This window comes from Streptomyces sp. NPDC002004 (assembly GCF_053593975.1).
Window position 1 is genome coordinate 328353 of record NZ_JBSFDP010000003.1, and the last position, 25670, is coordinate 354022.

Here is a 25670-nt window from a genome sequence, read left to right on the forward strand (position 1 = left end):
CGACCGCGCCGTGCGCCGCCGGCCGTGTCCTCCGGTGCGCCCTATCCGTGCCGTGCCACGACCGGGAAGGCGACGTCGCACACCTCGTCCTCGGGCCCGGACGCGTCCCAGTCGGCGAAGTAGACCTCGCGGCAGGGACCGGCGATCTCCAGGCCCTCCCGCGCGATCCACTCCTCCACGGCCTCGAACGCGGCGAGGATCTGCGGATGCGCCACCTGCGCCTTGGTGATGCGGGTGCAGGCCAGCCGGTGCGCCGGCTCCACCCGGGCCGCGGTCTCCCAGGCGCGCCCGCGCGCCTCGGCCCAGGCCCGAGCGGCCGCGGTGTCGGTGACGGGCACGCACGACTCGGCGGGCCCGTCGCTCTCCTGGGTGACCTCGGCGTGGTAGACGACGAAGGGCGCACCGGCGACGCCGCCGCATTCGCCCGCCGCGCTCTCCAGCCGCTCCAGCGAGGCGCCGATCCACTGCGGCAGCTCGTCCGCGAGCGTGTGCCGTGTCTCGGTCAGCACGAACTGCTCCGGCACGTCCACGGTCCTGACCTGGAACATCGCGTCGTTCATCTCGGAACTCCTTCCCGACAGCCGTCCACGGAGGAAGTGCGCTAGCGTCCGCTGTCCCGCGACCCGCTCCTCGACGCCGGCCCAGTACTCGCCGACGGCCTCGGCCGCCTGCCCGCCGTCCTGTTCCAGGACCTCGGCGATCAGCGCGAGCGGCATGTCGATCCGGCGCAGCAGCGCCACCGTCCGGGCGCGTTCCACCTGCTCGGCCCGGTAGTACCGGTAGCCGCTCGCGGCGTCGACGTACGCGGGCGAGAGCAGCCCCAGCCGGTCGTACAGGCGCAGCGCCTTGGCCGACAGCCGGGCGCGGGCGCCGAACGAACCGATGGACAGCAGATCGCTCTCGTTCACGGGTGCATCCTCCGTCACCGGGCGCGGTTGGCCCGGTGAAAGGACGGTGGGCTCTGCCCCAGGGGCAGGGTCAACCGCCGGCGTGTCCCGGCCGGGGTCCCGCGCCGCCCCGGCCGGTCCGGGGTTCTCCGCCCCCGTATCGGTCGGGGCGTTCGTCCCCGTACCGGTCGGGGTGTTCGCCCGCGCACGGGTCGGAGTGTTCGCCCGCGCACGGGCCGGGGTGCTACGCCCCGGCGGCCGGGAGCAGCCGCTCGATCGCGGCGGTGACCTCGGCGGACTCGGGTTCGGTCTGCGGCGAGAAACGGGCGGCGACCCTGCCGTCGGGCGCGATCAGGAACTTCTCGAAGTTCCAGCGGATGTCGCCGGTGTGGCCCTCGCCGTCCGGCACGTCCACGAGGTGCTGGTACAGCTCGTGCCGCCCCGCGCCGTTCACCTCGGCCTTCTCTGTCATCGGGAAGGTCACGCCGTACGTCGCCGAGCAGAACTCCGCGATCTCGCCGGACGTACCCGGCTCCTGCCCGCCGAACTGGTTGCAGGGCACGCCCAGCACGCTGAATCCGCGCCCCGCGTACTGCTCGTGGAGCCGCTCCAGGCCGGAGTACTGCGGGGTGAGCCCGCACTTGGACGCCACATTGACGATCAGGACGACCGAGCCGCGGAAGCGCTCGAGCTCGGCGGGGCCGCCCTGGAGGGCGTCGATCTTGACGCCGTACACATCGGTGTTGTCAGTCATGCCCGGATGCTATGCCGGGCGGTCGGCGGGCCGGGGTCCGGCCCGGGCGGCCCGATGGCCGGGCGGCCTCCGCAGCCCGTGGGACCGGGCGGCCCCGGAGGGCCGTGGGGCGGGGCGGCTCCGCGGCCCGGGGGACTACGCGGCCTCGGCGACCCGCTCCTCGGCGGCGGCCCGTGCCGCCCGCTCCGCGCGGGTGGAGGCGAGCGCCCACTCGGTGACCAGCACCGCGTACTCGGCCCGCTCCTCCTCGGTCAGCCGGCCACCCGAACGTGCCCACAGCGCACGGATCTGCTCGTTCACCTCGGCAGCAGAGCGCACGGAACCAGGGGCATCAGAGCGTAAGGACATGCGGCAAAGCCTAGGGCCTTGGCATGACAATGCGCTACCGGATGACTACGGCAGCGGTGTGGGGTGGCCAACACCGGGCCCCGGCGCCGCCGGGCGCCGCGCCGCGGCCCGATGCGCCCCCCGCCGGTGGGCGCCGAACCCGCGGTGCCCGACCACGGACGACCGCGGACGGGGGCGCTCGCCGAGCCCTCAGAGAATGCACACGGGCGCGAAGTCTTCTAGATTTTTACTGGTAAGGGTGATTGATGCTGAGCTGAACGAGTGACGGCGATATGTCCGCCGGTCGCACGGGCGGCGCGGCTCGACGCCGACGCGATCGGCGGGAACCCGCGTCACTCTCGGGGTGCTTGCTCAGCGCTTCCCTCGTCCGCGCGGTCCGGCGCGACCGGGGCCGCGTGACCCGATCGAAAGAGCAGGTGCAGCCGTATGCGTGCGTCGCCTCGAATCGTCAGCACTCTCGCCGGCCTGGCCATCGCCCTGGGCGGCACCGTCGTCGCCACCGCCCCCGCCGCTCACGCGGACCTGGACGCCTGCCACGCCTACGTCGAGTCCCAGGGCGTCACGGTCACGGACGCCGTCAGGATGGCGTGCTACGTCGGCCTGGTGGGCGACCAGCCCGGATGCGTCAGGGATCTGACACAGCTCCACCTGTCGGACACCGCCGCGACCGAGGCGTGCCGCCGGGCCCCCTGAGGCCCCGCGCAACGACGACGAAGGGCACCTGCCGATCGCGGCAGGTGCCCTTCGTCGTTCAGGACGCGGCCGCCCCCGTCGCCGGGTCGCTCCTTCGCCCCGTCGCCCGGTCGCCCGTTCGCTCGGCCCGGTCGCCCGTTCGCTCGGCCCGGCGACTTCCGACCGAATGCCGCTGATCCCGGGCGGTGCCTGTCAACCGAAACCCGACAAGTGGCCTCTTCCTCAGGGGACATGTGGTGCCGGTGAGTTCCGCAGCGGCGCAGACTTGCCCCTGCCGCCCCCGGCCGGTGTGGACTACGCGCCTCTTCGGCGTCCTGCGCAGTACAACAGCCGGTCCGGTGGCTCCAGTTCCTGTCCCTTGTCCGTCCCCTGTCCGTCCCCTTCCCGTCCATGGACCGCTGACGTCGGTCGCACCGCCAACCCGAGGGCCCGAACAACTTCATGACCTCCCGTACCGACGTGCGCCGGCGCCGCCTGCCCATCTGGCCGATTCCCGTGCTCTGGACCCTCGCCCTCGGCGTGTGGGGGCTGTCCCGGCAGCACAGTGTGTGGCGGGACGAGGCCGCGACCTGGCAGGTGGCCCGGCGGTCCACCGCCGAGATATGGCACATGCTGGGCCAGGTCGACTCCGTCCACGGGCTCTACTACCTGCTGATGCACGGGCTGTTCGAGGTCTTCGGGCCCAGCACCACGACCCTGCGGCTGCCCTCCGTGCTGGCCATGGCGGTGGCGGCGGCCTGTGTGGCGGTCACCGGCCGCCGGCTGGCTGGGGACTGGGCGGGCCTGGCAGGCGGGCTGGCCTTCGGGATGCTCCCGGCCGTGCAGTTCTATCTCCAGGAGGGCCGCCCGTACGCACTGGTCGCGGCCGGAGCCGCGATCTCGACGCTGTTGCTGGTGACCGTGCTCCAGGGACGCGGCCGGACGGTGCACTGGGCGGCGTACGGCGGCACCGTCCTGCTGTGCGGGCTGCTGAACTGGCTGTCGCTGCTGGTGCTGCCCGCGCACGCGGCGACCCTGGTCCGGACGCGGGCCGGGCGCGGAACGTGGACCCGCTGGGCGGCGGCCTCGGCGGCCGCCACGGCGGGTGTGCTGCCGCTGATCCTCTTCAGCCGGCGCCAGGCCGACCAGATCTCCTGGATACCGCCGCTGACCTGGCACATGATGATCGGCCCCGCGGTCCTGCTGGCGATCGGCGGCCTCGGGGCCCTGCTGGACCGGCCGCGGGCGGGCCGGCTGTCGGCGGCCGCCGTCGGGCTGCCCCTGCTGGCGGTGCCGCAACTCGCCCTGATCGGCATCTCGCTGGTCCAGCCGCTGTTCCTGGACCGGTACGTGCTGTCCAGCATGCTGGGTCTGGCGCTGTTGATCGGGGCGGGACTGGGCGCGGCGATACGGGCGGCAGCGCGGCGGTTCCCGGCGGCATCGACATGGATCCTCCCCGTGGTGGTCGCCCTGGCGATGGTGGCGCTGCTGCCGGTGTCGCTGGCCAAGCGGTCCCCGTCGAGCCGGGTGGACGACGTCCTGGCAGTGGCGGCGGATGTGCAGCGGCTCAAGGGGACCGGGGACGCGGTGCTCTTCGTGCCGGCGGCGCGGCGCGACACCAGGCTGGTCACCCCCGGCGCCTTCACCGGCTTGCAGGACATCGCCCTGGCGCACGGCCCGGTGGAGTCCGGGACGCTGAAGGGCGTGGAGGCCGGCCCGGCCCGGATCAGGGCCGAGATCCTGAGCCGGCGGCGGATACTGCTGGTCACGGACGCGATGTCGGTGGCGAAGCCGGTGTCGGCGGAGCGGGACCGCGTGAAGCTCTCCGTGCTGAGGACGCACTTCACGGTGGTGGCGGACGAGCAGATACGCGGGCGGAGGGTGACGGTGTACGAGCGGCTCGGCACGGCCCACCGCCGTGAGTCCGGCGGGTGAGCGGGGCCTGACGCGCCGACCGGTCCGGCGGGTGCGCGGGGCCTGATGCCTTGACCGGTCCGGCGGGTGCGCGAGGCCTGACGCCTCGAACGGTTTGGCGGGTGACCCGGCATGACGCCCTGTCCGCTCCGTGCGCGCGGTCGCACCGGGGCGCACCGGGGGTGATCGTCAGGTGAGCCGGAGAAGCCGGGCGGCCGTTCCTCCCAGCACCATGTCACGGACCTCGCCGGAGGGGGTGACGCGCTCGGCGGTCGCGCGGGCGAGACTCGGGTCGCCGTACGGGGCGTCCGAGCCGAAGAGGGTGCGGTCCGGGATTTCCCGGACCGCCAGGCGGACGGCGAAGATCAGGTTGGCGGTGGACGTTTCCAGGAACATGCTGGGTGTCTCCCGGACCAGCTCGATCGCGTCCATCCAGTGCATGCCGCCGAGTTGGCCGATCACCACGGGCACGGCCGGATACCTGGCCGCCAGCCGCGCCAGGGTCCGAAGGTCGGCCGCTGTGGTCGGCGCGAAGCCGTGGACGACCACCGGCAGTCCGCCGTGGTCCGCCGCAGCCCGCAGCACGGGCTCGACGAGGTCCGCCCGCCCCGGCGGCGGTGTCAGCTCACCGATTCCCCGCAGGCCGCGCCCGACCACGTCCCGCTCGACCATCTCGGCGATCTGCTCCGGAGCCATCCCGAGCGGCACGCTCCTGAAACCGATGAAGCGATCAGGGTGGGCGGCGAGTGCCGCGTCGAGCTCTCGCCAGGCGGTGCGGTACCCGTCGGCCGTGTTCGCCCGGCCCCCGACGGCCTCGTCGAGAACGGCCATCTCGCGGCGCAGCGACTCCAGGTCGGTGGCACGTTCCGGGTGCGGCCGCGTACCGAAGAGCACCGCGCGGTCCACTCCGGCCTCGTCCAACAGCGCGATGTGGTCCTCGACCGGGTCGTGGACATGGCTGTGCGCATCGATGATCATGCTTCTCTCCCTGTGCGAGACGGCAGGCCCGGAATGCGAGCGGCCCGAACAGGGTTGCGCCCTGACACCGTTGGAAGGTCAAGCCGAAGGAGGAGGCTGTTGCTGATCGGGGAGCTGGCACGCCGCACGGGAGTGAGCGAACGCCTCCTGCGCTACTACGAGCGCGTCGAGCTGATCCGGCCGGAACGACGCGCGAACGGCTACCGCGAATACGCCGACGAGACCGTGGAGACCGTCCGGCAGGTGCGCGCCCTGCTCGCCGCGGGCCTCCCCACCCGCGTCATCAGCCAGATCCTCCCGTGCGCGACCGACGGCAACGCCCTGCGCCCCTGCCCTGGTGTCCTCGACCGCCTGCGTGCCCAACTGGACGTCCTGGACCGCCGCGCCGCCGACCTGGCCGTGGCCCGCGACCTGCTGCGCCGGACGATCGCCGACACGGAGACACCCGCCGCCCCGGCCGACCGGGGTGACGCCCCGGCGGTCGGTGAGCGGGCCCGCTGAGGCCGGGCGCGTTCGGCGAAGGCCGTCCACCGAGATCGAAGGGTGGCCGGGCGCCGGGAGGAGCACCCGCGCCCGCGACGAGCGCGTCCGGACGTGCAGGGAGCCGACCGGACCCGGGTGGAGCCGACCGGGCCGGTGCCCCTCCGTCAGGGAACCCGACCGTCGGGAATACCCCTGCTCACCGCGGACTTGGCAGTGATGTCGGACCGGTATCCAGTGGTGGGGGGCAGGAATGAGGAACGGACGCGCGTTGGTCATCGGCGGTGGCGGGGTGGCCGGCATCGCCTGGGCGACGGGCGTGCTGGCCGGCCTCGCCGACGGCGGGGCCGATGTCGTCGACGCGGACGTGCTGATGGGGACGTCGGCCGGGTCGGTGGTGGCGGCACAGATCGCCAGTGGCACGCCACTGCCCGCGCTGTTCCGGGCCCAGGTGGATCCCGCACTCCAGGGGGAGGAGCTGAAGCCGCGGGACGGCGCGCTCGCCGAGGTGTTCGAGTTCGCCGAGAAGGTGGACGCCGAGGTCACCGACCCGGTCGAACGTCTGCGCAGGATGGGCGGGATGGCGCTTGCCGCCGACACCGTGACCGAGGCCGAGCGGCGGTCCGTCATCGAGGCGCGGCTGCCGTCCCACGACTGGCCCGAGCGCAGCCTGTCCGTGGTCGCCGTGCATGCCACCACCGGTGAGACCCGCCTCTTCGACCGCGCCTCCGGCGTCGACCTGGTCGACGCCGTCTCCGCGAGCTGTGCCATCCCCGGAGTCTGGCCCGCCGCGACCGTCGGCGACGCCCGCTACATCGACGGCGGAGTCCGGTCCTTCACCAACCTCGATCTCGCGGCGGACCACGCCCGCACGCTCGTCATCGCCCCGATGCCCGACCCGGTGCTCGAAGCCGACGCGGCGTCGATCGCCGAGCGGGGCGGCCTCATCGAGGTCATCACCCCCGACGAGGCGGCTCTGGCCGCCTTCGGCACCGATCCGTTGTCCCCTGCCAGCAGGACCCCGGCGGGGCACGCCGGCTTCGCCCAGGGCCGGGCGGCCGCAGCGGCGGTCGCCGTGCTGTGGCACACGGCGTAAGGCCGCACCGCGACCGGCGGTCCGTTCGCCTCGGCACCTCTACCGCCGGCTCACCCATCGCGCCCGCATCCCTCGCGCTCCCCGGCCTCTCCGGCCGGGCACCGGCGAACTCGGCGGCCCGCGGGGGCTGTCGGTGGCTGCGGCTATCGTCGGCCGAATGGATCAAGGTGAACTGATCGCCGAGCTGGAACGGGCCGGACGCGACAAGGAGTCGGCGGCGGAGATCGTCCGCCGACTGGCCGAGCCGGGTGACGCCGCAGTGCCCGGACTGGTCGCCGCGCTGGGCACGGTGGACCGGCAGACGATGTGGGGGCTGCGGGACGCCCTGCGTCTGATAGGCCCGGCCGCCTTCGACGCCGCGGTGGCGGCCCGCGCCAGGGCCGAGAAGGTCCCCGACTGGTGGGAGCTGGGTCATGTGCTGCGCAGCTTCGACGAGCGGTGCCTTCCGCAGTACGTGGCCGCGCTGTCGCACCCCATGAAGGAGATACGCCGGCAGGCGCTGGGGGGATTGCAGAACCTCGGCGACGCTGCCGCCACCGCAGTGGTGGACGTCCTCCCGTTCCTGAACGACCGGGACAGCTACACGCGCTACCAGGGCGAGCAGACGATCCGGGCCATCGGCCGGCGGACGGGCCCCGTGCTGCGGGGCATTCGCCGTGAGGGTCCCGCCCACCTGCGACGGCACGCGCTGACCGCACTGGCCCTCATGGGCGGCGAGTCCGAGCTCGACGAGCGGGACCGGCGGGCCCTGGAGCGGCTCGTCCGGATCAAATCGGCCCAGGACACACCCGAAAGCCTGCCCGAGCACCGCTGGCTGGCCGTCCCCGGTGCCACGTACGAGGGCCTCTTCGACGCCATGGGGCTGCACGACAGGAGGCCCTGCACGCTCTCGATGGGGCTGTCCGCCATGGAGGACGACATGGCTCTCGTCGAGGGCCCCGACGGCACGGAGCGCACGGTGTACCGGGTGTTCGTCACGCCGGAGCTCGACGGCTGGCGGCTGGTCTACGCCGACACGCCGCTGTGGGAGATGCACTGGGACGTCGACGACCTCCTCGGCCGGATCAGCGCTGCCTGCGGCCAGGCCCAGTTCTTCTTCCAGGACGACCACAGCGACTCGATGGTCTGGTCCGTCGCCGTCGACGGCGCGGTGCGCCGCAGCTACTGGCGCTACGGGGAGCCGGAGTGGAAGGGCGAGCCGATGGACTGGGAGGAGCTCCTCGGCGAGGACCCCGACTACGACCCCGAGGAACACCACGAACCGAACGCCACCCAGGAGTCCAGCGTCGGCCGTGCCGCCTGGCAGCTCTCCCTCGATCCGGCGGGGGTCGGCGAGCACACCTCCCTGCGCGGCCACGGCTGGCTGGCGGTCACGGAGCCGGGAGTGGGCCACGGCCCCTTCACCGGAGCGCTGCGCATCTAGCCTTCGGCGTGCGTTCGTTGTTTCCGCGGCCATAAGCCGCTCGTACGAATCGGTGGCCCGTCAGGGCGGTCTTCCCGGACCGCCCTTCACCGTGTGCAATCGCATCGTCACGTTGCATTGCCCGGGGTTGGCTTCGACGCAGTCCGTTTGCATATCGAGGCAAACAAGGCTCAAATCAAGCCAGTTTCACCTTACCGTTAGTTACGTCACAGTCCCATGGAATAGCACCCCCTACGCTGATCATGGTTACCAGCGGGTAATGCGCATGCCTGATTCTTACCTTCTCGGTGGATGAACTCCGTTGTGCGGTGCGGAGTTCCGGGCTGCGGACGATGCCACCGCTGGGGGATCCGAAAGAACGGACGGGGGAATGGCGGCAGACGTGGGCGGAGGAACATCCGTGCTCTGTGAATCGTTCTACGAGCGCCTGGACAAGGCGAAGTTCGCCAGCAGTTCATCCACCGCGGGTCCATGGGGCCCGGAAATGCAGCATGCCGGACCTCCGTCGGCGCTGCTGGCCATGCAGATGCTGGACGACCATGCGCGCGAGGGATTCCATCCGGCGCGGGTGACGTTCGAGCTGCTCGGACAGATTCCCGTGGCAGAGCTCACGGTTGAGACCTCGGTGCTGTATTCGACGAAGCGGACCGATCTGCTGTCGGGGACGCTGCTGTACGGTGACAAGCCCGTTGCGCTGGCCCGGATGTGGAGATACCGAACCGCCCCCGAGTCGCTCGCCGCCGTACGGAGACCGGGTGGCCGTCACCGGCCGTTGGCGTTCGAGGATTCCGTGGCTCCGGCGGAGCCCCTGGTGCTTGCCTACGACGATTCCGTCACTCCCCCCGTCCCGTTGGAGATGACCAACCACACGGACGGCTACATCTCCGCCATCGAATGGAGATTCGCCGACGAGCAGCCTTTCGGGAAATACGGGCCGGGGCAGGTGTGGGCCCGGCCGCGCATTCCACTCGTGCTCGGCGAACCCGACACGCCCTTCGGTCGACTGATGACGATGGCCGACAGCTGCTGGTCCATGGGGCGCCAGGTCGAGATGCCGAAACATCTGGCGATCAACACGGACATCACGGTGCACTGCCATCGGCTGCCGGAGGGCGAATGGCTCCGCCTCGACGGCTCGACGGTGACGACGCCTGGCGGGGCCGGAGTGAGTCATTCGACGATGAGCGACCGCGAGGACGAGTGCGCCTATGTGCTCCAGTCGATGTTCATCGCCTAGCGATCACCGCTTGGCGTTCGTCGCTTAGCAGGGACGGCAGTTCACCGAGACGAGCGGACACTTTATGTTAGTGGACGGGAAAGCCCGCAGCTTTTCCTTTTTCTTGATCCTGGCCAGTGTCGTGGTCGTCATGGCGCACACCGCGATGCCCACCCCGATCTACGCGATCTACAGCAGAGAGTTCGGGCTCACCACCCTTCAGGTGACCGAGGTGTACGCGATCTACGCCCTGGGCGTGATCGCGGCGCTGGCGATGTTCAACTCCCTCTCCAACACCACCGGTCGGCGGCCACTGCTGATGATCGGGCTGCTCTGCAGCGTCGCCTCCAACCTCGTCTTCCTCAACGCCGACTCGATCGCGTATCTCTTCGCCGCTCGGCTGCTGACCGGACTCGCGGCGGGAGTGTTCATGGGGACCGCGACCGTCGCGGCGGTCGAGGTGGCGCCGCCGAGAATCGCGCACCATGCCGCCGTGTGGGCCACTGCCGCCAACATCTTCGGTCTGGGACTCGGTCCCGTGATCGGAGGGCTCGGCACGCAGTTCCTCGACAGGCCCCAGAAGGACCTCTTCCTCGGCCACCTCGCCGTGGTCGCCGCCCTCGTCGTCCTCCTGCCGGCCACCCGGGAACCGCTGGCCAGGGCCGATCGCGTGCCCTTCTCCTGGAAGGGGCCCAAGCCGCCTTCCGAGAATCGGCTCACCTACGCCGGGCTGACGATGATCGGCGTATCCGGGATGGCGACACTCGGCATGCTGGCGGGTCTGACCCCGCACTTCCTGGGCAGTTTCTACCCGCATGCCAGCGGTCTCGCCGCCGGTCTCATCGTCGGATGCGGCTTTGGCGGTTCCGCACTCGCGCAGTTCGCCTTCCGCCGCCTCACCATCACTCGTGGCCTGGTTTCCGGAGTCTGTGTGATGAGCCTGGGCCTGCTGACCCTGATCGCTGCGATCTTCTTCGGCAGCGGAGTCCTGTACACCTCCGCGGCCCTGCTCGCCGGCCTCGGACAGGGCCTGTCCATCGCCCGGTCCGTTCAGGAGATCTCGCTCAAGACCTCGCTCGCCGAGCGGGTGAGCGCGGTCAATCTCTACTACGTGGCGCTGTACACGGGCGCGGCGGTGCCCGTCATCGGGCTGGCCTTCATCGAGAAGAGCTTCGGTCTGACCACTGCCGGCTTCGCGTTCTGCCTGTTCGCGTTGGCCTTCGTCGTCATCGGAGTCCTCCAGCTGAGCAGGGCCGGCATGTGGCGCGGGGAGCCCGCAGCGGACCACGTGGAATCCATCAGGACTTGAGCCACGGCCGACCGCACCGTACATCCGCGGCGGTCGGCGGCTCTTGAATCTGGCCGACAGGCCAGTACATCACCATGCGGCGTCATCGAAGCGCCGCGAAAAACAGGGGGAAAAACGCATGTCACATGCGGACAACAAGGACGGCCTGCTCGGTCGCACCAGCATCCTGGTGGACCACGACCGTACCTTCGCGTCGGAGGTGTCGGACTGGTTCCGGCACGTCGGGCGCGAGAAGACTCTGCGGCAGGAGATCGACCGGGAGTTCCCGGCCGAGTACCTGTACTTCCTGAAGTCGACCGGGCTGCTCGAGCGGTCGTTAGTCCCGGAGTGGATCGGTACCCACGCCGACGGCTGGACGCCGTACCGCGTCACCGGGCTGAGTGAGCACCTGGCGTTCCACAGCTTCACCCACTGGCTGATGTGGCACGTGAGTTCGCTGTCGGGCACCCCGGTGTGGATGTCGGAGAACGCTGCGGTCCAGAAGACCTACGCGGAGCAGTTCAAGGCCGGAATGCTCGGCTCGTTCGGCATGTCGGAGCGCGGGGCCGGAGCGGACTGGCGGCACACCGCCACCTCGGTGAAGCGTCTCGCCGAGGGCTACGTCGCCAACGGCGGCAAGGACTACACCGGCAACGGCAACGTGTCGAGCCTGATCACGACGTTCGCGCAGCGGGCGGACGGCGGCGACCGGGACTACATCCTCTTCCGGGCGGACTCGCACAGGGCCGGGTTCGAGCTCGTCGGCAATGCGGTCCCCGAGCAGATGTACGTCAGCGAATTCCGCCTGCTGGACTACGAGTTCGCCGACGAGGACGTCATCTCCACGGGCCCGCAGGCGTTCGCCGACGCGGTCAACACCATCAACGTCGGCAAGTTCAACCTGGCGACGGCGGCCACCGGGCTCCTGTCCCGTGCGCTGGTGGAGACCTACCACCACGCCTCGAACCGCACCATCTTCGGGCGGACCACCGCCTCGTTCGGCCAGAACGAGGACGCGCTGTGCCGCGCGACGCTGCGGCTCATCGGTATGAAGGCGTACACCTCACGGTGCGTGGACCACATGCACGCGGCCGGCGAGGACGACGACCGCTACGTCATCATGAACGCCGTCGCCAAGGCCAAGGTCACCCACGACGTCACCGACGCCCTGCGCTCGCTGGGCGACGTGATCTCCGCGAAGGGCTTCGAGGCGGACTCGGCGTTCCGCCCGATCCTGAAGTACGCGGAGTACCTGCCGCGTCTGGAGGGCACGAAGTACGTCAACCTGATGCAGGCGGTCCGCTCGGCCCCGGCCTTCTTCGACTTCGCCCGCAACACCCAGCAGGCACCCGGTGCGGCCACGGACTCCACGGAGGCGCCGCGCTACCTGCTGACGCAGCGCAAGCTGGGCGGGCTGGAGAAGCTGTCGTTCAGCGACCACACCCCGTCGAAGGAGGCGCTGGGACACCTGCCGTCCGTCGCGCTGTTCTTCGACGTGGTCGAGCGCCTGGCCGAGCTCTTCCGCCTGCCGTTGGACCAGAAGGACCAGCGCAGGGTGCAGGCCGTCGGCGAGGTCTTCGCCATCGCGGTCTACGGCACCGTCGTCGCCGAGTACGCGCGGCAGCGGCCCGACGACGAGGTGTGGGAGGCGGTCTTCAACCTCGTCCTCGAGGATCTGGCCCTCACCCTCGTCCGTACGAGGCAGGACCTGGCCGACCACCGTGAGGTGGCCGACGCGGTCCTCGACGCCGTCCAGTCCATCCGCGCCGTGTGGCCCGTGAGCCGGATCACCGACCACCTCCAGGCGGCCGTCGACCGTTCGATCGGCCTGCTCTGACCCACCGGGGGGATCCGTTTCCGGCGGATCCCCCCGGCTCTCGCTCCACCGTCCGGACCACAACGGGGATAGACCATGCTGAACATCGCCATCATCGGGGCGGGCGTTGGCGGGCTGACCGCCGCAATTGCGCTGCGCTCCAAGGGCCACCACGTCAACGTCTACGAGCAGACCGCCGAACTGAAGGCGATCGGCGCCGGCTTCGGCGTCCTGCCGAACGCCATGCACCTGCTGGCCACCGTCGGTCTCGACGACGACATCAAGCGGATCGGCTACTCGGCCGGCGCCTCGATCGTCCGGGATCTGGACGGCAACAAGCTTCCCGTGGAGAACTGGCCGCAGAAGCCCAGCCCGCTGGGCAGCACCTACGCCGTGCACCGCGGCGAGTTCCAGCAGCTGCTCGTGTCCAAACTCCCCGCGGACCTGGTGCACCTGGGCAAGCGGGCCGTCAAGGTGCACCAGCTCCAGGGCCAGGCCAGGATTGACTTCGCGGACGGCACGGATGTCACGGCCGACCTGGTCGTCGGCGCGGAGGGGATCCGCACCGTGGTCCAGGAAGCCGTCGGCGTGGAGGCCCCCGCCACCAGCGAGGGCGTCATGGCCTACCGGGCCCTCGTCCCCGTCGAGAAGCTCGGCTGGGCGCTGGAGGACCAGCGCCTGGCCATCTGGTTCGGGCCGCGGCGCACCTTCCTGTGCTACCTGGTCTCCTCCGGCAGGATCATGAACGTGGTCGGCTACGTGCCCAGTGACCGCGACGCCGTCGAATCCTGGTCCGCGCCCGCCCGGCTCGACGATCTCCGCGCCGAATTCGCGGGCTGGGAGCCCCGCGTGCAGGAGACGATCGATGCGGCCGAGTCCACCTTCAAGTGGGGGATCTTCGACCGGCCTTCGCTCCCCACCTGGTCCACGGCGTCCATCACGCTCCTCGGCGACGCCGCGCACGCGATGGTCCCGCACCTGGGTCAGGGCGCGAACCAGGCCATGGAGGACGCCTTCGCGCTGGCGACCATCCTCGACGGCGCGGACAAGGACTCGCTCGCGCAGCTGCTCAAGATCTACGAGAACGTGCGCATAGAGCGCACCTCGCTCGTGCAGCGCGTCTCCCGGGAAGCGGGCCACCTCTACCGTGACTTCGCCAACGACGACATGACGCGGAAGGCCGAGGCGATCTCGGACCTCATCGCGGGCAACCACATCGCGGGCTACGACGCGATCGCGGAGGCGAAGCGAGCCCTCGCCCAGCGATAGGCACGCGCGCACCGCAGGGGTGGGGCCCGGTCCGACTCGGACCGGGCCCCACCCCTGCAGCATTTGACGCCTGCGACCGCCGCCCCACCCGGGTGGCTGGGCGTCACGGCGGGTTGGCCGCCATCCGGCAGGCACCGTTCGCCGCGCCGCCCGGCACGCCGACCCCGGTCAGGGCGTTCACACAGCCCTGCAGGTCATTGTGCACACCTTGGGTACACGCCGTTCTGACGGTGTCCGAGACGCCGACGCCCGCCATCTGGACCATTCTTGTGCAGGCCGGGATGTCCGCCTGGGCGGACGGGGCGGCGAACACGCCGCCGAGTACGAGGGTCAGACCGGTGAGGACACCGGCGGTACGAGCCGACACACGCATGGGAGGCACCTGCTCTCCGGGGTTGCTCGGGGACACGCGGAATCAACGTGCGAAGCAGCGGACGCAGCCGGCGTACGACTGTGGACCCGGCCCCCGCACCCGCTCCCAGCCCCGGCAGGACCGCCCTCCTTCGACGCTAGAACAGCGCACCGCCGCGCGCACTCCGGCCCCGACGGCGGCACACCGCGGCACCCGGCCTCCGGCATCCCCGGGCTCTGTGTTCCCTGTGTCCCCGGGTTCACTTTCCGTGACTATCCGCAGGTCTTGGCATGGGTCCCGCACGACCATCGTGACAGCTGTGACCCCGGACGCCGTCGGGCCGTAACGCGGAGGCGCCCTCACCGCGTGTAAGAGGTGACGTCCGACCACGAAGGGACACACGGTGAGGGAAGCACCCGCGGACTACCTGGAGTTCGCAGAGGCCCGCAGCGGGCCCCTGTTCCGGACCGCCTGCCTGCTCACAGGGGACTGGCACCTCGCCGAGGACCTGGTTCAGGAAACCCTCGCCAAGATGTACCGCTCCTGGCGGCGGATCAGCCGCGTGGAATCCCCGGTGGCCTACGCCGACACCGTGCTGGTGCGGACCTACATCTCACAGCGCCGCCGCCGCAGCTCCACGGAGCGCCCCAGCGACCGGCTGCCCGACGCGGCGAGCCCGGCGCAGGACCCGGAGCTACGGATGGCCCTGCTGGACGGCTTGGCCCGGATGACGGCCAAGGACCGTGCCGTGCTGGTGCTCCGCTACTGGGAGGACCGCTCGGCGGAGGAGACCGCACAGGTGCTGCAACTGTCGCCGGGAGCCGTCCGCGCCAGGAGCATGCGCGCCCTGCAACGGCTGCGCGACCTGCTCGGCAATCAGCTGGCCGACCTGACCGCATGAGGAGCACGGCCCGGCAGCGCTCCGCGCCCGGGTCGCGACCGACGCCCCGAACGAACGGAGATCCACCATGCCAGTCGACGAGGACTTCGAGAATCGGCTGACCCGTGCCATGAGCCGCGCCAGCAACGAGTTTCCGCCCCACTCCGCGGACCTGGTACGACGTTCCGTCGCCCGGGGCCGTCGGATGCGGCTGTTCCGCGCCACCAGGACTGCCGCCGCGGCCTTCGTGGTGGTCGCCGTGGGCGGCACCCTGATGGCCACGGACGTCATCGGCAGCCGGGGCGGCGGCACGCCCGATCAGCTGAGGGCCGACGCCCCGGTGCGCTCCCGGACACGGCCACCCTCGTCGATCAGCGGCGAGGAGATGGTCCGTGCGCTGAAGGGCCTGCTGCCGCCGGGCGGCACGGTCTCGGAGGCCTCGGGCAGGGGTTCCCGGGCGGGCAGCCCCGTCGTCTGGCCGACCGCCAAGCTCACCTACTCCACCGCGAAGGGCTCCTCCGGCATCGATATCGCCGTCGCGCGGCTGGAGCCCGGCGTCCCCGCTGACCAGCAGGGCCAGGGCGGGTGCCTTCCGGTGGAGGTGCGCCCGTACGACAAGTGCACCACCGAGAGGCTCCCCGGCGGTGCGGTGGTCAATACCACCAAGTCGTTCACCAACCCCGACAGCGACACCGGGCAGAAGCGTTGGTACGTGGTGCTCACCACCTCCGACGGGGCTCAGCTGACGGTGCAGGAGTTCAGCGGCGGCGGCGAGAAGGGCTCGTCCAGTGGAGCCGACCCGCTGTTGTCGATCGCCCAGCTGACCTCCGTCGTGCGCAGCCCGGTGTGGCACAAGGCGATCGCCGCGCTGCCGGCCCCGCAGGACGCCCCCTCCTCCCGTGCCTCCACGAGTGCCTCCGCCAGTACGAGGCGGGTATCCGGCGCACACATGACCCGGGTGCTGAAGTCACACCTGCCCCGGGGCGGGACCATCTCCGACCTGAACGCCGGCGACGGGATGGTCCAGCTGGTCTACGACGACGGCCGCGGGAAGAACATGGTGGAGGTCAATGCGCAGTACGACAGGTCCGCCGTCCTGGCCGGGCACATGGGCTGCGTCGATGTCTCCGGTGACTGCGAAGCCACGACGCTGACCGACGGCACCCGGGTCAAGAAGGTCAAGGGCCACTCGGAGAAGGGCGGCTCGGCCGCGGTGTGGCTGGTCGACATCCTGCGATCGGACGGCCGCCGGGTGGTGGCCCGAGAGGTCAACTCGTACGCCGAAAGCGCTCCGGTGACGCGCCCTCGGCCCGCGCTGAGCACGGACAAGCTGCTGAGCATTGCGCTCGACAGGAGGTTTTTCACGGGCTGAGCGCCCATACGGACGGCGCAGCGGAACGACGGACGCCCCGGAGGTCCCGAACCGTGATAGGTCCGGGGCCTCCGTGGTCCGGCTCGGCGAACGACCTGGCCGGCTAGCCGTTGCTGCAGGTGTTGCCCATCGCCGGGTTGAGCAGTCCGATGACGTTCATGGTGTTGCCGCAGGCGTTCACCGTGATGTCCACCGGGGCCTGTACGACGTTGCCGGACAGCACACCGGGCGAGCCCGTCGCGGTGCCCACGGCTGCTTCCTTCTTCCTTACGGTCGGGGTCGCGGTTTCCGGGAGGTCCAGGCCGACCGCAGTGACCGCTTCGGGGCGGTTGACGTAGCTCCCCGCCTTGTCGGCGGTGACATTCACCGTGACCGTGCAGGACTTCTGCCCGGCGGCCGGGTCGCCGCCGGCCAGGGCAACGGACGAGTCCCCCGCCGCCGCGGAGACCGTGCCGCCGGGCCGGTCCGTGCGGGGCGGAACTCCGGGGCAGTCCGGATCGACCTTGCCTGTGCAGCGGGCAGCGACCTGCACGGGTGGATGCCGGGCCGGTCGCCGCCTGCTGCATTGGTGTCACCGGTGTCACCGGGTCGGGGGAGTTCGCCACCGGCCGCCGAGCAGGACATCCCGAATAGGTGTGACTATCACTCCAAGGTGACCTGGCGACTCCCGACCGTCACCACAGCTGGCAGGAGGACCAATCGATGAACCTCACTCTGAAACGCCTGCTCGGCGCCACCGCCGCGGTGGCCACGGGCGTGGCGGCCCTGCTCGGCACCGGCGCCGGCACCGCCGGCGCCTCCGGCGGCTCCCACAGTGCGCACTGCGATCGCGCCCAACGGGACATGTTCAGCGCCGGCCCCGGCACCGACGTGATCGGCCACGGCTGCGACATGTCCGACAACGGGCGCCGCTGGTACAACGTCGATATCGACTCCCTCGTACAGACCCACTACAAGAGGGACTACGTGGACGGAGGGATAGAGCGGACCGAGACGGTGCACGACACATCCGTCAGGTGCATGGGCTACATCTCCGACGACGACAATGACACGGTGCACTGGTTCGGCTGCCCACCCTCCTGACACACCCGCCGAGGGTTCCCGACGCCCTGCCCTCTCGGCCCGGCCGTCCGGAACGCCGTCGTGCGCACTCCTCTGTGGTCACCTCGGCGTGATCCCCGTCGGCCGTTGGTGAACAGCACGGGACGCCACCGTGATGCGACCCGGTCGTCAGCGGTCACCCGCGTTGGTGCCGGAAGAAGATGCCACAGGCCCCGGACCATGAAAGGTCCGAGGCCTTTTGGCCGGTGCCCCGCAGGACTCGGCCCGGCGAGACCCGCTTCGGCAGTTCGGCCGACCGGACGCTCGCCGCGGGGGTCGAACCGCGTGGGGTACGAAGCAAGCCCTGATAAGGAAGCCGGCCATCATCCGGCCTGATCCACAGGACACCCCTGGTCGTCGACGCCCAGATCGGCGCGCATGGACTGCTTCAGTGCCCACAGACAGGGCCAGACCTCCGCGTGGAGTCCACCCTCCAGGGCCGTCAGCTCCTCCGCGTACGTGGAGGGTGCCGTTCCGTACTTCCTGAGCTTGCCGTACGCGGCGTTCAAATGCGTTTTTGCCGTGCTGGAGGCGCGCAATACCGCGTTCGAAACGATCATCTGGGATTCCGCGTAGCTGTCCCGATAGGCGAGCCTGGCCGCCTCCAGATTCTTCAGGGACGTGGCAACGTCCTCGCTGCGTTGAAGCGCGTAGAGGTAGTTGGTCATCGCCGTCAGGTACTGGCGTGAGGCAGTGTTCAGTGCGATGTAGCAGGTGCGCCGCCGTTCAAGGCTCTCGCGCTGCCACTGTCTGGCCTGCTCCGCCCTGAGCAGCTCCTCGGCATGACCGCGTTCCTCGCGCCGCTGTTCAGCGGCGGCCCGGAGCTCCATGCGCTTGGTGCGGTCCGCGCGGTTCTGTGTCAGCAGCGCGGCTCCCAGCGTTCCCGCTACGCCCACCATGGCGATCAGCAAACCCGTCCAACTGGCGTCCATGATCCCCCCTTTGTGAAGTCGGAAGACCTCGCCCGCGGCAGGCCCCGTGCGCCTTGCCGGAACTCATGGCCTGCATCCCACCATCAATGTCAGTGCCTGCGGCCATGGTCTCAAGCACGCCCTCGGCTTACGGAGGTTCCAGCTCGGGAGGGAATGGCTGCGTGCCCGGCCTGCGCCGGCCTCATTCCGATCGGGTCGACCACGGACGAGGGGCGACGCACCACCGGTCTTGTCATCCGCGGTCACAGTCTCCTGGCCCGTGGTGTGAGGGCGGCGCAACTGAATGTCCCGCGTGGCCTAACAGGCCGGAAACCGGCCGCTACGGCGGTCGGACTAGCTTCGTGGCCATGAGGGTGTGGAAGCCAGTACGATCGGCGCTCGGCAGGCTGAGCGCAGTCGGCAAGGGTGTTTTATGCCAGGGCAGTTCGGGACGCCGCCGCAGTGGCCGAACCCCTCCAGGCCGTCGGCCGATGCCTGGCTGGCGCAGCATCAGGGGCCGTGTGGCGGTGGTCATCACGGTCCCGATCTGCCTGCTGCTTGCGGTCGCCGGTCTCGCCGTGCACGGCCGCGCCGTGGCCCTCGGCGACGCCCGGACGACCCGTTCCGAGGTTGGCCTCAGCCTGCGAATCCAGGCCCTGGTACACCAGCTGCAACGCGAACGCGGCCTGACCAACGGTTTGTTGGGAGGTGAGGAGCAGTTCCGCTCCCCGCTCGACGCCACTCGCAAGCGCGTTGACACGGCACTGCGCGGAATGCGCCGCGAAGGCGCCGTCGAGGATGTCATCCGGCGGCACTTGCAGAGGCTCGCCGACATCCGGGCCGCCATCGATACGGACACCGCAGACCGGGCCTCGACCCTGACCTTCTACACCACCGCCGTCGAAGCCCTCAACGCCGTCGACCCGGTGGCGGAAACCGTGTCTGGCGCCGACCGTGAACTGCGTGACGGAATGGCTGCGCTGCGGGAGCTGGCCGCGGCCAAGGAGTCGGTCGCCCTCGAACGCGGCTTACTCAACGGCGTGTTCGCCGAAGGCGGCTTTCACGCCCGTGAGTACCTCACGTTCACCGAGATACGTGCCACGCGCGTCGCCGCCCTCGCCCGTTTCCGGCAGATCGCCACCGCACCCCAGCGCGCGGCCTTGAAGCACGCCTTCGGCACCGAGGACGCCGAACGCGCCACCGTCTACGAGAACCGGGCGGAAGGCGCCGCCGACGGGTCCGCGCTGCACGTCGACGCCAGCGCCTGGTGGGATGCGATGACCGCACTCGTCGACGATCTGCACGCCGTCCAGCAGTCGGTCGGTGACGACGCAAGGGACCGGGCCGACCGGCTCAGCCACGATGCCGAGACGGGCCTCGCCGTCTATCTCGTCGCGGGAGCGCTCATGGCCGCCCTCGTCGCGAGCCTCGCCGCTTTTGCCTCCCGTTCCCTCACGCGCCCGCTCGGCGCGCTCGCCGAGGCCGCCCACGACGTGGCGCAGCACCGGCTGCCCGCAACCGTCGCCCGTATCCAGCAGTCACCGCAGGACCATGTCGAGCTCCTTCCGCGGGCGGACGCGCCGGACGATCCCGACTCACGGCTGCTGGGCGGCGCGGCGGAGATCGCCGAGGTCGCAGCGTCCCTGCACCAGGTGGAACACACCGCCCTCCGCCTGGCCGCCCAGCAGGCCGGCCTGCGCCGCAACACCACCGAATCGCTCGCCAATCTCGGGCGCCGCAACCAGAACCTCGTGCGTCGTCAGCTCAGACTCATCACCCGCCTGGAGCGGCAGGAGCTCGACCCGGACGCCCTCGCCGAGCTCTTCGAGCTCGACCACCTCGCCACCCGTATGCGGCGCAACGCCGAAAGCCTTCTGGTCCTGGCCGGGCAGAATCCACCGCAGCCCACGGCGGCACCCGCCGACGGCCTGGAAGTCGTCCTGTCCGCCGTCGCCGAGGTGGAGCAGTACCGACGGGTCCTGATCGCCACCGTGGAGCCGGTGCGGGTGCGCGGACACGCTGTCGCCGATGTCGCCCACCTCCTTGCCGAACTCATCGAGAACGGGCTGACCTTCTCGCCACCGACCGAACCGGTCGAGGTGCACGGCTGGTACGACACCGAGGACGACACGTACTGCTTGGCTGTCGTCGACCACGGCATCGGCATGTCCGAAGCCGAGAGGGAACGTGCCAATGCCCGCCTCTCCGGCGCCGACGAGGAAGTTCTCCTCGCCGCGCCCACCCGGTTCCTCGGCCACCTCGTCGTCGGCCGACTCGCCCACCGCCTCGGTGAAGGCGCACAAGTCCACCTCTTCGACACCCCCGGCGGGGGCGTGTCCGCACTCCTTGCCCTCCCAGGGCGCCTGCTCACCCCCGTGGAGGGCTCCTCCGCCTCACTCCCGCACGCCGGACCCGCTGTCTCCTCCCTGCTCAACGGCTTCCGAGCAGGTGTCGCCCGTGCCGAGGCCCGAAGCACACAAGGAGCGTCATCGTGACCACCGCCACCCAGAATTTCGGCTGGCTCATCTCGGAGTTCGTACGCACCGCCGACGGCGTCACCGATGCCGTCGCCGTCTCCTCCGACGGCCTGCTCATGGCCGCATCGGACAACCTCGGCCGAGATCGCGCCGACCACCTCGCCGCTGTAGTCTCCGGCATCACCAGCCTCGCCCAGAACGCAGCCACGGCACACGGCTTCCGCGGCATGAAGCTCGTCATGATCGAAATGTTCGGGGGCTTTCTCATGGTGGGTCGCATCCGCGACGGCAGCTGCCTCGGCGTCCTCGCTGCCGAGGGGTGCGACGTCGGCCTGGTCGGCTACGAAATGGCCATCCTCGCCGACCGCGCCGGCGAACTGCTCACCCCGCAGTTGGTACGCGAACTCCACTCCGCTCCCCTGGCCGCGGGGTAGCAACGGCGCGCTCCGGCCATCTGCGTCTCAGGACCCTGCATCCGCGACAGATCCCATCCGTACGCGCGCACCGCATGTGTGCCATCTGCGTGCTGCGAGCGCCGGAACCCACCTGTCCACCTGTCCGCCTGTCCGCCTGTCCGCTGGACAGAAGGGCCGCTGGCCCGATGTTTCTCCGTGCCCCCGGCATTCGAACCTGCGACACCTGCTTCAGGAGCGAGGTTGGGGCTGCAGGACAGGTGCCCTGCGGCTTCGCCGGCTGAGCCGGCGGGCACGAGTGCGCCCGTTGGCCGCCCTGGTTGACCGTGACTGACCCCTGGATCCGGCACGGTTGTGGCACGCGAGTCCTTCGTGGATGCGTACGCGGTCAGTTTCCTTCCCGCTCGTAGCGTTCCACCCGACGCGCCAGCTTGGCGCGGTACCTCTCGGGTGAGTGGAAAGCCTGAGAGCGGCGGATCATGTCCTCCGGCCTCAGGCTCTCCGCGTAGGCCCGGAGCGCGGGTATCCGGAGGAGGACAGCACGCTGCGCCTCGGCTTCCTCGACACTCCCCAGCGGGGTGCCGACGTTGCGTTCATGGTTGCAGCCCCAGTGTGTGAGGCGCACATTGTCCCGCGTGTCGGTACCGCCGGCCGCGATGGTGCGGACGTGGTCGATGCTCGGTGACCGAGGGTCCGGGTGCCGACGGGCCCGGTCCACTGGATCTCGGCACAGGCCACAGATCCACCCGTCCCGTTCACCGATCTCCTTCATTGTGTAGCGCTCGATGCTCCCACTGCTCCGCATGCGCTCACGGCGGCGCCGGTCCTGGGCGCGCTTGGCATCGCTGCGCCGAGGCGTGGGCAGATCCGCATTGCTCACCTGTGCGCTCCTGGCGAAGCTTCTCGCGGCGGGTGAACCGATGACTTCTGTCGGTGGTGCGCTGCTTGTCTGCTTCTCGGTAAGGGCGCCACTCAGTCGCCGTGACCGGCACGACGAGCCTTGGCGAACGCTCCGCCCCGGACCTGAAGCACCGCACCGAGCACGATGAGCCCCAGGGCAACGGTGGAAAGAACCATCGCCGCTTCGGAGGGGAAGCCGAGGAGTTTGGGTCCTCCGTCCAGGACGAAGCCACCACCCGCCGCAATCCAACCCCAACCAGCCCTGGGCGACGGCGCATACGCCGCGGTTCCCCGGCCGTTCAAGGTCAGCACACCCAGAACTACGAGAAAGCAGCCGGACCCCAACATGATCCACGCAGACATGGCACCCCTCCGCGGGGAGGCTACTGCATGGGCATAAGGGCTGTGGCCCGGCAGTGCCGTGGAGCAGCAGCTCGGAAGATCGCGTAACCGGATCGGGGCTCCACCCCGATCGTCCAACTCGCGCCGCACTCCGGGCAGTTCGCCGTCCGGTCAACCTGGATCGCCTCGGTCCTCGCCCGCGCTCTCCGCATCCGCCGCCAGTGGCGCGCACGACAAGCCGACGAGCAGAAAACCGCCGCCGCCTTCACCGTCGGCATCTCTGGGCCACCACATCCACGGCAGAGCCGCGGCCCGGGATCGTCGTCCGTGACCACGACCAGCCTCAGCCGGGGCGCTCCATCCCTGCCCACGGGACCACCATAGGGGTCCAGCCGAGGTAAGCCGAAACCCTGTGGAGCCCACCTGCATGGCGTGGAATGCTCTTGGGCGACTGCTGACGGAAGGGAAGGTCAACAAGGTGTACGTCCCGTCATCTGCACGAGTTCTCGATGATGACGAGCGTGAGCTCGTGGAGCTGGCACGCCGCACCATAGACGCGCATACCGACGCCGGGCCCGACGAAGACGGGATCCACACGGTGGGCGCCGCGGTCATGGCCGCCGACTACCGGATGTTCGCTGGCGTGAACCTCTACCACTTCACCGGCGGACCCTGCGCCGAACTCGTGGCTCTGGGAGCCGCGCGAGCCCAGGGCGCCCGCCAGATGCGCTGCATCGTCGCCGTGGGAAACCACGGGCGCGGGGTCATCGGCCCGTGCGGGCGCGATCGGCAGGTCTTCGTGGACTACTACCCCACCATGCGCGTCATCGTGCCCACGCCCGCGGGGCTCAGGTCCGTACTCGCCGCCGACCTGATGCCGCTGGCTCAGCAATGGACCCCGGAGGCGGGCATGAACGGTCTCGACCCATCGCTCTGCCAAGACCCCGAGACGGCCGGTCCCCCGATCATTCGGTTCAACCCCCGCTACCTCGAAGTCGTCCGCTCCGGCGCCAAGACCAAGACCACCCGCTTCCGGGACCCGGCCCAGCTCGGGCCGGCACGGCTGGTGTTTGAGAGCGACCCCGAAGTCGTCCTGTCGGCAGAGGTGACCGGCATCAGGCACTGCCTGGTCAGCGAACTCACCGACCAGGACGCCCAAGCTGAGGGGCTGACGACCGCAGCCGAACTCCGGGAAGGCCTCAAGGGCCACTACCCAGATCTGGCCGGAACCGACGAAGTCGACGTCATCACCTTCCAGATCAACGACAAGACGGGCGCCGCTTGAACCGCGGATGCGCCAACGACGACTGGGCCGCGAGGTGACGACGAGCACTGAGGGAGCCGTGATCGTCCCACTGCCCTGTTCGGCTTACCTCGGCTGGACCACAAATATGGACGGCATCGGCGTTCGTCCGCCCCGCCGCTTCGGGCAGATAGCGAGCGTGACAACCGGTGCAGCGTGCGACGAACGGACCGACGTCGGGGTTCGTGAGAACGCTGTAGTGGCTGGAGGGCTGAGCCGGGAGCATGTGCCCGTTCGCCGTCGTCTCCAAGCCGGGCCACTCCGGCGAGCACTGGCACGGGCGCTCCACTGCGAACGGGTCGCCGTCAGGAGTCCTGGCCGTGCTCTTGAAGAGCTTGGCGAAGTCCTTGCGTAGCGACATGGCGGAGGCCCCCTCGCTGTGCCCGACCCTCGGACCTCCAGACGGTAACCGAGGCCGAGTTGGGTCGGCGGGCGCGGTGTTCGGGAGGGGAACGCGCGCGCGAGTCTCCGGGGAGGGATCAAGGGATCCCCGCATCTCGTCGTGGCTCGAAAGAATCTGTACGATGCGTGCGCCCATGGGCTCTTGTCGGGAAACGTCCCGCGGGGGCCCTTCTTCTCACCGTGGGGATGCATATGCGCAGACGCGCTTCGGTCGCCGCTCTGTCCGGCGCCGTGGTTCTCTCTTCAGCTCTGGTGTTTCCCGCCGCCGCGCAGGCGCACCCGGGGCCTATGACCAGTGAGGACACGACGATCACGAAGGTCGTCGTCAACGGCGGCAAGGACATCGTCCTCGGCACCTCCGCCGAGAAGTCGTTCACCGCCACGGTGACCGCGACCGACCCGGACGGCGTCACCGGCGGCTGGGTCGCCCTGTGGCACGGCACCTCCTTCGACGACCAGGGCAGGGACGGCGCTCTGTTTCCCGCCGAGGAGGGATCGGGCTCATGCGTGGCGGCCGATGCCCAGACGTCGACGTGCACGGTCCACTTCACCGTGGCCCCGAAGGTCGACATGACCACGAACTCCTATGCGGGCACCTGGCACGCGTACGCCGTCGCGTACGGCCTCCCGAGCGGTTCCGTCAACGACGGATACGCCGGCACCGTGCAGGTGAAGCGCAACACCACGCTGACCGCGAATGCCTCGCCCGAGCCGGTGGTCCATGGCCGGACCATCACGGTCAAGGGCACGCTCACCCGCGCCAACTGGGAGACCCATGCGTACGCGGGCCTGAGCAACGTGTCGGTGAAGCTCCAGTACCGCAAGTCGGGCACCAGCACGTACACGACCCTCAAGACCGTCACCAGCGGCTCCGGCGGAGCGGTGACGGCCACCACGACCGCGACGGGCGACGGGTACTACCGCTTCTCCTACGCGGGTACCACGGCCACCGACGCCGCGACGTCGGCCAGCGACTTCGTCGACGTCCAGTAGGAACCCGGGAGCTTCCGGGACCAGGGACAGGGGAGCGGGGAAACCCGCCGTCGAGATCAGTCTCGGTCTCCCGGATGCGGGGT

The 25670-nt window shown here is 70.2% G+C and carries 25 protein-coding genes; 16 read left to right on the plus strand and 9 right to left on the minus strand.

Annotated elements, in window-relative coordinates; all coding sequences use genetic code 11:
- Nucleotides 1-41: 41 nt before the first annotated feature.
- The 3 genes from ACWCP6_RS07405 to ACWCP6_RS07415 form a co-directional block, all read right to left on the minus strand.
- Nucleotides 42-926, minus strand: a complete 885-nt coding sequence (locus ACWCP6_RS07405) for a MerR family transcriptional regulator (RefSeq protein ID WP_450931399.1) — start codon at nt 924-926, stop codon at nt 42-44.
- Nucleotides 927-1131: 205 nt separating this feature from the next.
- Entirely contained in the window at nt 1132-1641 is a 510-nt protein-coding gene (locus ACWCP6_RS07410) for a glutathione peroxidase (protein ID WP_450931400.1), read from the minus strand.
- A gap of 135 nt (nt 1642-1776) precedes the next feature.
- Nucleotides 1777-1989, minus strand: a complete 213-nt coding sequence (locus tag ACWCP6_RS07415) for a hypothetical protein (RefSeq protein WP_450931401.1) — start codon at nt 1987-1989, stop codon at nt 1777-1779.
- A gap of 426 nt (nt 1990-2415) precedes the next feature.
- On the opposite strand from ACWCP6_RS07415, the gene ACWCP6_RS07420 reads away from it, so the two are divergent.
- Entirely contained in the window at nt 2416-2682 is a 267-nt protein-coding gene (locus ACWCP6_RS07420; RefSeq protein WP_450931402.1) for a hypothetical protein, read from the plus strand.
- A gap of 441 nt (nt 2683-3123) precedes the next feature.
- A complete protein-coding gene (locus tag ACWCP6_RS07425; protein WP_450931403.1) occupies nt 3124-4596 on the plus strand; it encodes a glycosyltransferase family 39 protein in 1473 nt (490 codons plus the stop codon).
- A gap of 168 nt (nt 4597-4764) precedes the next feature.
- Here the strand turns inward: ACWCP6_RS07425 and ACWCP6_RS07430 are convergent, their stop codons facing one another.
- Nucleotides 4765-5553, minus strand: coding sequence for an amidohydrolase family protein (locus ACWCP6_RS07430; RefSeq protein WP_450931404.1), 789 nt, complete (start codon nt 5551-5553; stop codon nt 4765-4767).
- Nucleotides 5554-5652: 99 nt separating this feature from the next.
- Between ACWCP6_RS07430 and ACWCP6_RS07435 the strand changes: the two genes are divergently transcribed.
- From ACWCP6_RS07435 to ACWCP6_RS07465, 7 genes are all read left to right on the plus strand, one after another.
- Nucleotides 5653-6054 carry a MerR family transcriptional regulator gene (locus ACWCP6_RS07435; protein ID WP_450931405.1) on the plus strand — a complete coding sequence of 134 codons (402 nt, stop codon included), beginning with the start codon at nt 5653-5655 and terminating at the stop codon, nt 6052-6054.
- A 232-nt stretch (nt 6055-6286) separates the two neighbouring features.
- On the plus strand, nt 6287-7129 hold the full coding sequence (locus ACWCP6_RS07440; RefSeq protein ID WP_450931406.1) for a patatin-like phospholipase family protein: 843 nt from the start codon (nt 6287-6289) through the stop codon (nt 7127-7129).
- A 157-nt stretch (nt 7130-7286) separates the two neighbouring features.
- Nucleotides 7287-8552: a HEAT repeat domain-containing protein gene (locus ACWCP6_RS07445; protein WP_450931407.1), complete on the plus strand. Its 1266-nt coding sequence runs from the start codon at nt 7287-7289 to the stop codon at nt 8550-8552.
- Between the two features lie 370 nt (nt 8553-8922).
- A complete protein-coding gene (locus ACWCP6_RS07450; RefSeq protein WP_450931408.1) occupies nt 8923-9789 on the plus strand; it encodes a thioesterase family protein in 867 nt (288 codons plus the stop codon).
- A gap of 103 nt (nt 9790-9892) precedes the next feature.
- On the plus strand, nt 9893-11077 hold the full coding sequence (locus ACWCP6_RS07455; protein WP_450931409.1) for an MFS transporter: 1185 nt from the start codon (nt 9893-9895) through the stop codon (nt 11075-11077).
- A gap of 118 nt (nt 11078-11195) precedes the next feature.
- A complete protein-coding gene (locus ACWCP6_RS07460) occupies nt 11196-12893 on the plus strand; it encodes an acyl-CoA dehydrogenase family protein (RefSeq protein WP_450931410.1) in 1698 nt (565 codons plus the stop codon).
- A 75-nt stretch (nt 12894-12968) separates the two neighbouring features.
- Nucleotides 12969-14141 carry an FAD-dependent monooxygenase gene (locus tag ACWCP6_RS07465; RefSeq protein WP_450931411.1) on the plus strand — a complete coding sequence of 391 codons (1173 nt, stop codon included), beginning with the start codon at nt 12969-12971 and terminating at the stop codon, nt 14139-14141.
- 103 nt (nt 14142-14244) lie between these two features.
- Here ACWCP6_RS07465 and ACWCP6_RS07470 read toward each other — a convergent pair whose 3' ends face one another.
- Nucleotides 14245-14514, minus strand: a complete 270-nt coding sequence (locus tag ACWCP6_RS07470; RefSeq protein ID WP_450931412.1) for a hypothetical protein — start codon at nt 14512-14514, stop codon at nt 14245-14247.
- Between the two features lie 382 nt (nt 14515-14896).
- Between ACWCP6_RS07470 and ACWCP6_RS07475 the strand changes: the two genes are divergently transcribed.
- Nucleotides 14897-15394, plus strand: a complete 498-nt coding sequence (locus ACWCP6_RS07475) for a SigE family RNA polymerase sigma factor (RefSeq protein ID WP_450931413.1) — start codon at nt 14897-14899, stop codon at nt 15392-15394.
- 67 nt (nt 15395-15461) lie between these two features.
- Nucleotides 15462-16745: a hypothetical protein gene (locus tag ACWCP6_RS07480; RefSeq protein WP_450931414.1), complete on the plus strand. Its 1284-nt coding sequence runs from the start codon at nt 15462-15464 to the stop codon at nt 16743-16745.
- Nucleotides 16746-16848: 103 nt separating this feature from the next.
- On the opposite strand, the gene ACWCP6_RS07485 is transcribed toward ACWCP6_RS07480, so the two are convergent.
- Nucleotides 16849-17277, minus strand: coding sequence for a chaplin (locus tag ACWCP6_RS07485; RefSeq protein WP_450931415.1), 429 nt, complete (start codon nt 17275-17277; stop codon nt 16849-16851).
- A 170-nt stretch (nt 17278-17447) separates the two neighbouring features.
- Between ACWCP6_RS07485 and ACWCP6_RS07490 the strand changes: the two genes are divergently transcribed.
- Complete coding sequence (locus ACWCP6_RS07490; protein WP_450931416.1) at nt 17448-17828, plus strand: hypothetical protein; 381 nt, start codon at nt 17448-17450, stop codon at nt 17826-17828.
- A gap of 341 nt (nt 17829-18169) precedes the next feature.
- On the opposite strand, the gene ACWCP6_RS07495 is transcribed toward ACWCP6_RS07490, so the two are convergent.
- Nucleotides 18170-18745: a hypothetical protein gene (locus ACWCP6_RS07495; protein WP_450931417.1), complete on the minus strand. Its 576-nt coding sequence runs from the start codon at nt 18743-18745 to the stop codon at nt 18170-18172.
- A 533-nt stretch (nt 18746-19278) separates the two neighbouring features.
- Between ACWCP6_RS07495 and ACWCP6_RS07500 the strand changes: the two genes are divergently transcribed.
- Nucleotides 19279-21252 carry a nitrate- and nitrite sensing domain-containing protein gene (locus tag ACWCP6_RS07500; protein WP_450931418.1) on the plus strand — a complete coding sequence of 658 codons (1974 nt, stop codon included), beginning with the start codon at nt 19279-19281 and terminating at the stop codon, nt 21250-21252.
- Nucleotides 21249-21668, plus strand: coding sequence for a roadblock/LC7 domain-containing protein (locus tag ACWCP6_RS07505; protein ID WP_450931419.1), 420 nt, complete (start codon nt 21249-21251; stop codon nt 21666-21668). The genes ACWCP6_RS07500 and ACWCP6_RS07505 overlap by 4 nt, the downstream gene beginning before the upstream one ends.
- A 367-nt stretch (nt 21669-22035) precedes the next feature.
- Here the strand turns inward: ACWCP6_RS07505 and ACWCP6_RS07510 are convergent, their stop codons facing one another.
- On the minus strand, nt 22036-22527 hold the full coding sequence (locus ACWCP6_RS07510; RefSeq protein ID WP_450931420.1) for an HNH endonuclease: 492 nt from the start codon (nt 22525-22527) through the stop codon (nt 22036-22038).
- Between the two features lie 92 nt (nt 22528-22619).
- Complete coding sequence (locus ACWCP6_RS07515; protein WP_450931421.1) at nt 22620-22910, minus strand: hypothetical protein; 291 nt, start codon at nt 22908-22910, stop codon at nt 22620-22622.
- Between the two features lie 406 nt (nt 22911-23316).
- Between ACWCP6_RS07515 and ACWCP6_RS07520 the strand changes: the two genes are divergently transcribed.
- Together ACWCP6_RS07520 and ACWCP6_RS07525 are read left to right on the plus strand one after the other, a co-directional pair.
- Nucleotides 23317-24174, plus strand: coding sequence for an ASCH domain-containing protein (locus ACWCP6_RS07520; RefSeq protein ID WP_450931422.1), 858 nt, complete (start codon nt 23317-23319; stop codon nt 24172-24174).
- Nucleotides 24175-24882: 708 nt separating this feature from the next.
- The gene (locus ACWCP6_RS07525) at nt 24883-25587 is read left to right on the plus strand and encodes a calcium-binding protein (RefSeq protein WP_450931423.1); all 705 of its coding nucleotides are present in this window, start codon (nt 24883-24885) and stop codon (nt 25585-25587) included.
- Nucleotides 25588-25670: the final 83 nt, after the last annotated feature.

What these genes read in the sequence shown, in the direction of transcription:
- ACWCP6_RS07410 (WP_450931400.1), bottom strand. Translation starts at nt 1,641, where the DNA reads ATGACTGACAACACCGATGTGTACGGCGTCAAGATCGACGCCCTCCAG.
- ACWCP6_RS07415 (WP_450931401.1), bottom strand. Translation starts at nt 1,989, where the DNA reads ATGTCCTTACGCTCTGATGCCCCTGGTTCCGTGCGCTCTGCTGCCGAG.
- ACWCP6_RS07420 (WP_450931402.1), top strand. Translation starts at nt 2,416, where the DNA reads ATGCGTGCGTCGCCTCGAATCGTCAGCACTCTCGCCGGCCTGGCCATC.
- ACWCP6_RS07425 (WP_450931403.1), top strand. Translation starts at nt 3,124, where the DNA reads ATGACCTCCCGTACCGACGTGCGCCGGCGCCGCCTGCCCATCTGGCCG.
- ACWCP6_RS07430 (WP_450931404.1), bottom strand. Translation starts at nt 5,553, where the DNA reads ATGATCATCGATGCGCACAGCCATGTCCACGACCCGGTCGAGGACCAC.
- ACWCP6_RS07440 (WP_450931406.1), top strand. Translation starts at nt 6,287, where the DNA reads ATGAGGAACGGACGCGCGTTGGTCATCGGCGGTGGCGGGGTGGCCGGC.
- ACWCP6_RS07445 (WP_450931407.1), top strand. Translation starts at nt 7,287, where the DNA reads ATGGATCAAGGTGAACTGATCGCCGAGCTGGAACGGGCCGGACGCGAC.
- ACWCP6_RS07450 (WP_450931408.1), top strand. Translation starts at nt 8,923, where the DNA reads ATGGCGGCAGACGTGGGCGGAGGAACATCCGTGCTCTGTGAATCGTTC.
- ACWCP6_RS07460 (WP_450931410.1), top strand. Translation starts at nt 11,196, where the DNA reads ATGTCACATGCGGACAACAAGGACGGCCTGCTCGGTCGCACCAGCATC.
- ACWCP6_RS07465 (WP_450931411.1), top strand. Translation starts at nt 12,969, where the DNA reads ATGCTGAACATCGCCATCATCGGGGCGGGCGTTGGCGGGCTGACCGCC.
- ACWCP6_RS07470 (WP_450931412.1), bottom strand. Translation starts at nt 14,514, where the DNA reads ATGCGTGTGTCGGCTCGTACCGCCGGTGTCCTCACCGGTCTGACCCTC.
- ACWCP6_RS07480 (WP_450931414.1), top strand. Translation starts at nt 15,462, where the DNA reads ATGCCAGTCGACGAGGACTTCGAGAATCGGCTGACCCGTGCCATGAGC.
- ACWCP6_RS07490 (WP_450931416.1), top strand. Translation starts at nt 17,448, where the DNA reads ATGAACCTCACTCTGAAACGCCTGCTCGGCGCCACCGCCGCGGTGGCC.
- ACWCP6_RS07495 (WP_450931417.1), bottom strand. Translation starts at nt 18,745, where the DNA reads ATGGTGGGCGTAGCGGGAACGCTGGGAGCCGCGCTGCTGACACAGAAC.
- ACWCP6_RS07515 (WP_450931421.1), bottom strand. Translation starts at nt 22,910, where the DNA reads ATGTCTGCGTGGATCATGTTGGGGTCCGGCTGCTTTCTCGTAGTTCTG.
- ACWCP6_RS07520 (WP_450931422.1), top strand. Translation starts at nt 23,317, where the DNA reads ATGGCGTGGAATGCTCTTGGGCGACTGCTGACGGAAGGGAAGGTCAAC.
- ACWCP6_RS07525 (WP_450931423.1), top strand. Translation starts at nt 24,883, where the DNA reads ATGACCAGTGAGGACACGACGATCACGAAGGTCGTCGTCAACGGCGGC.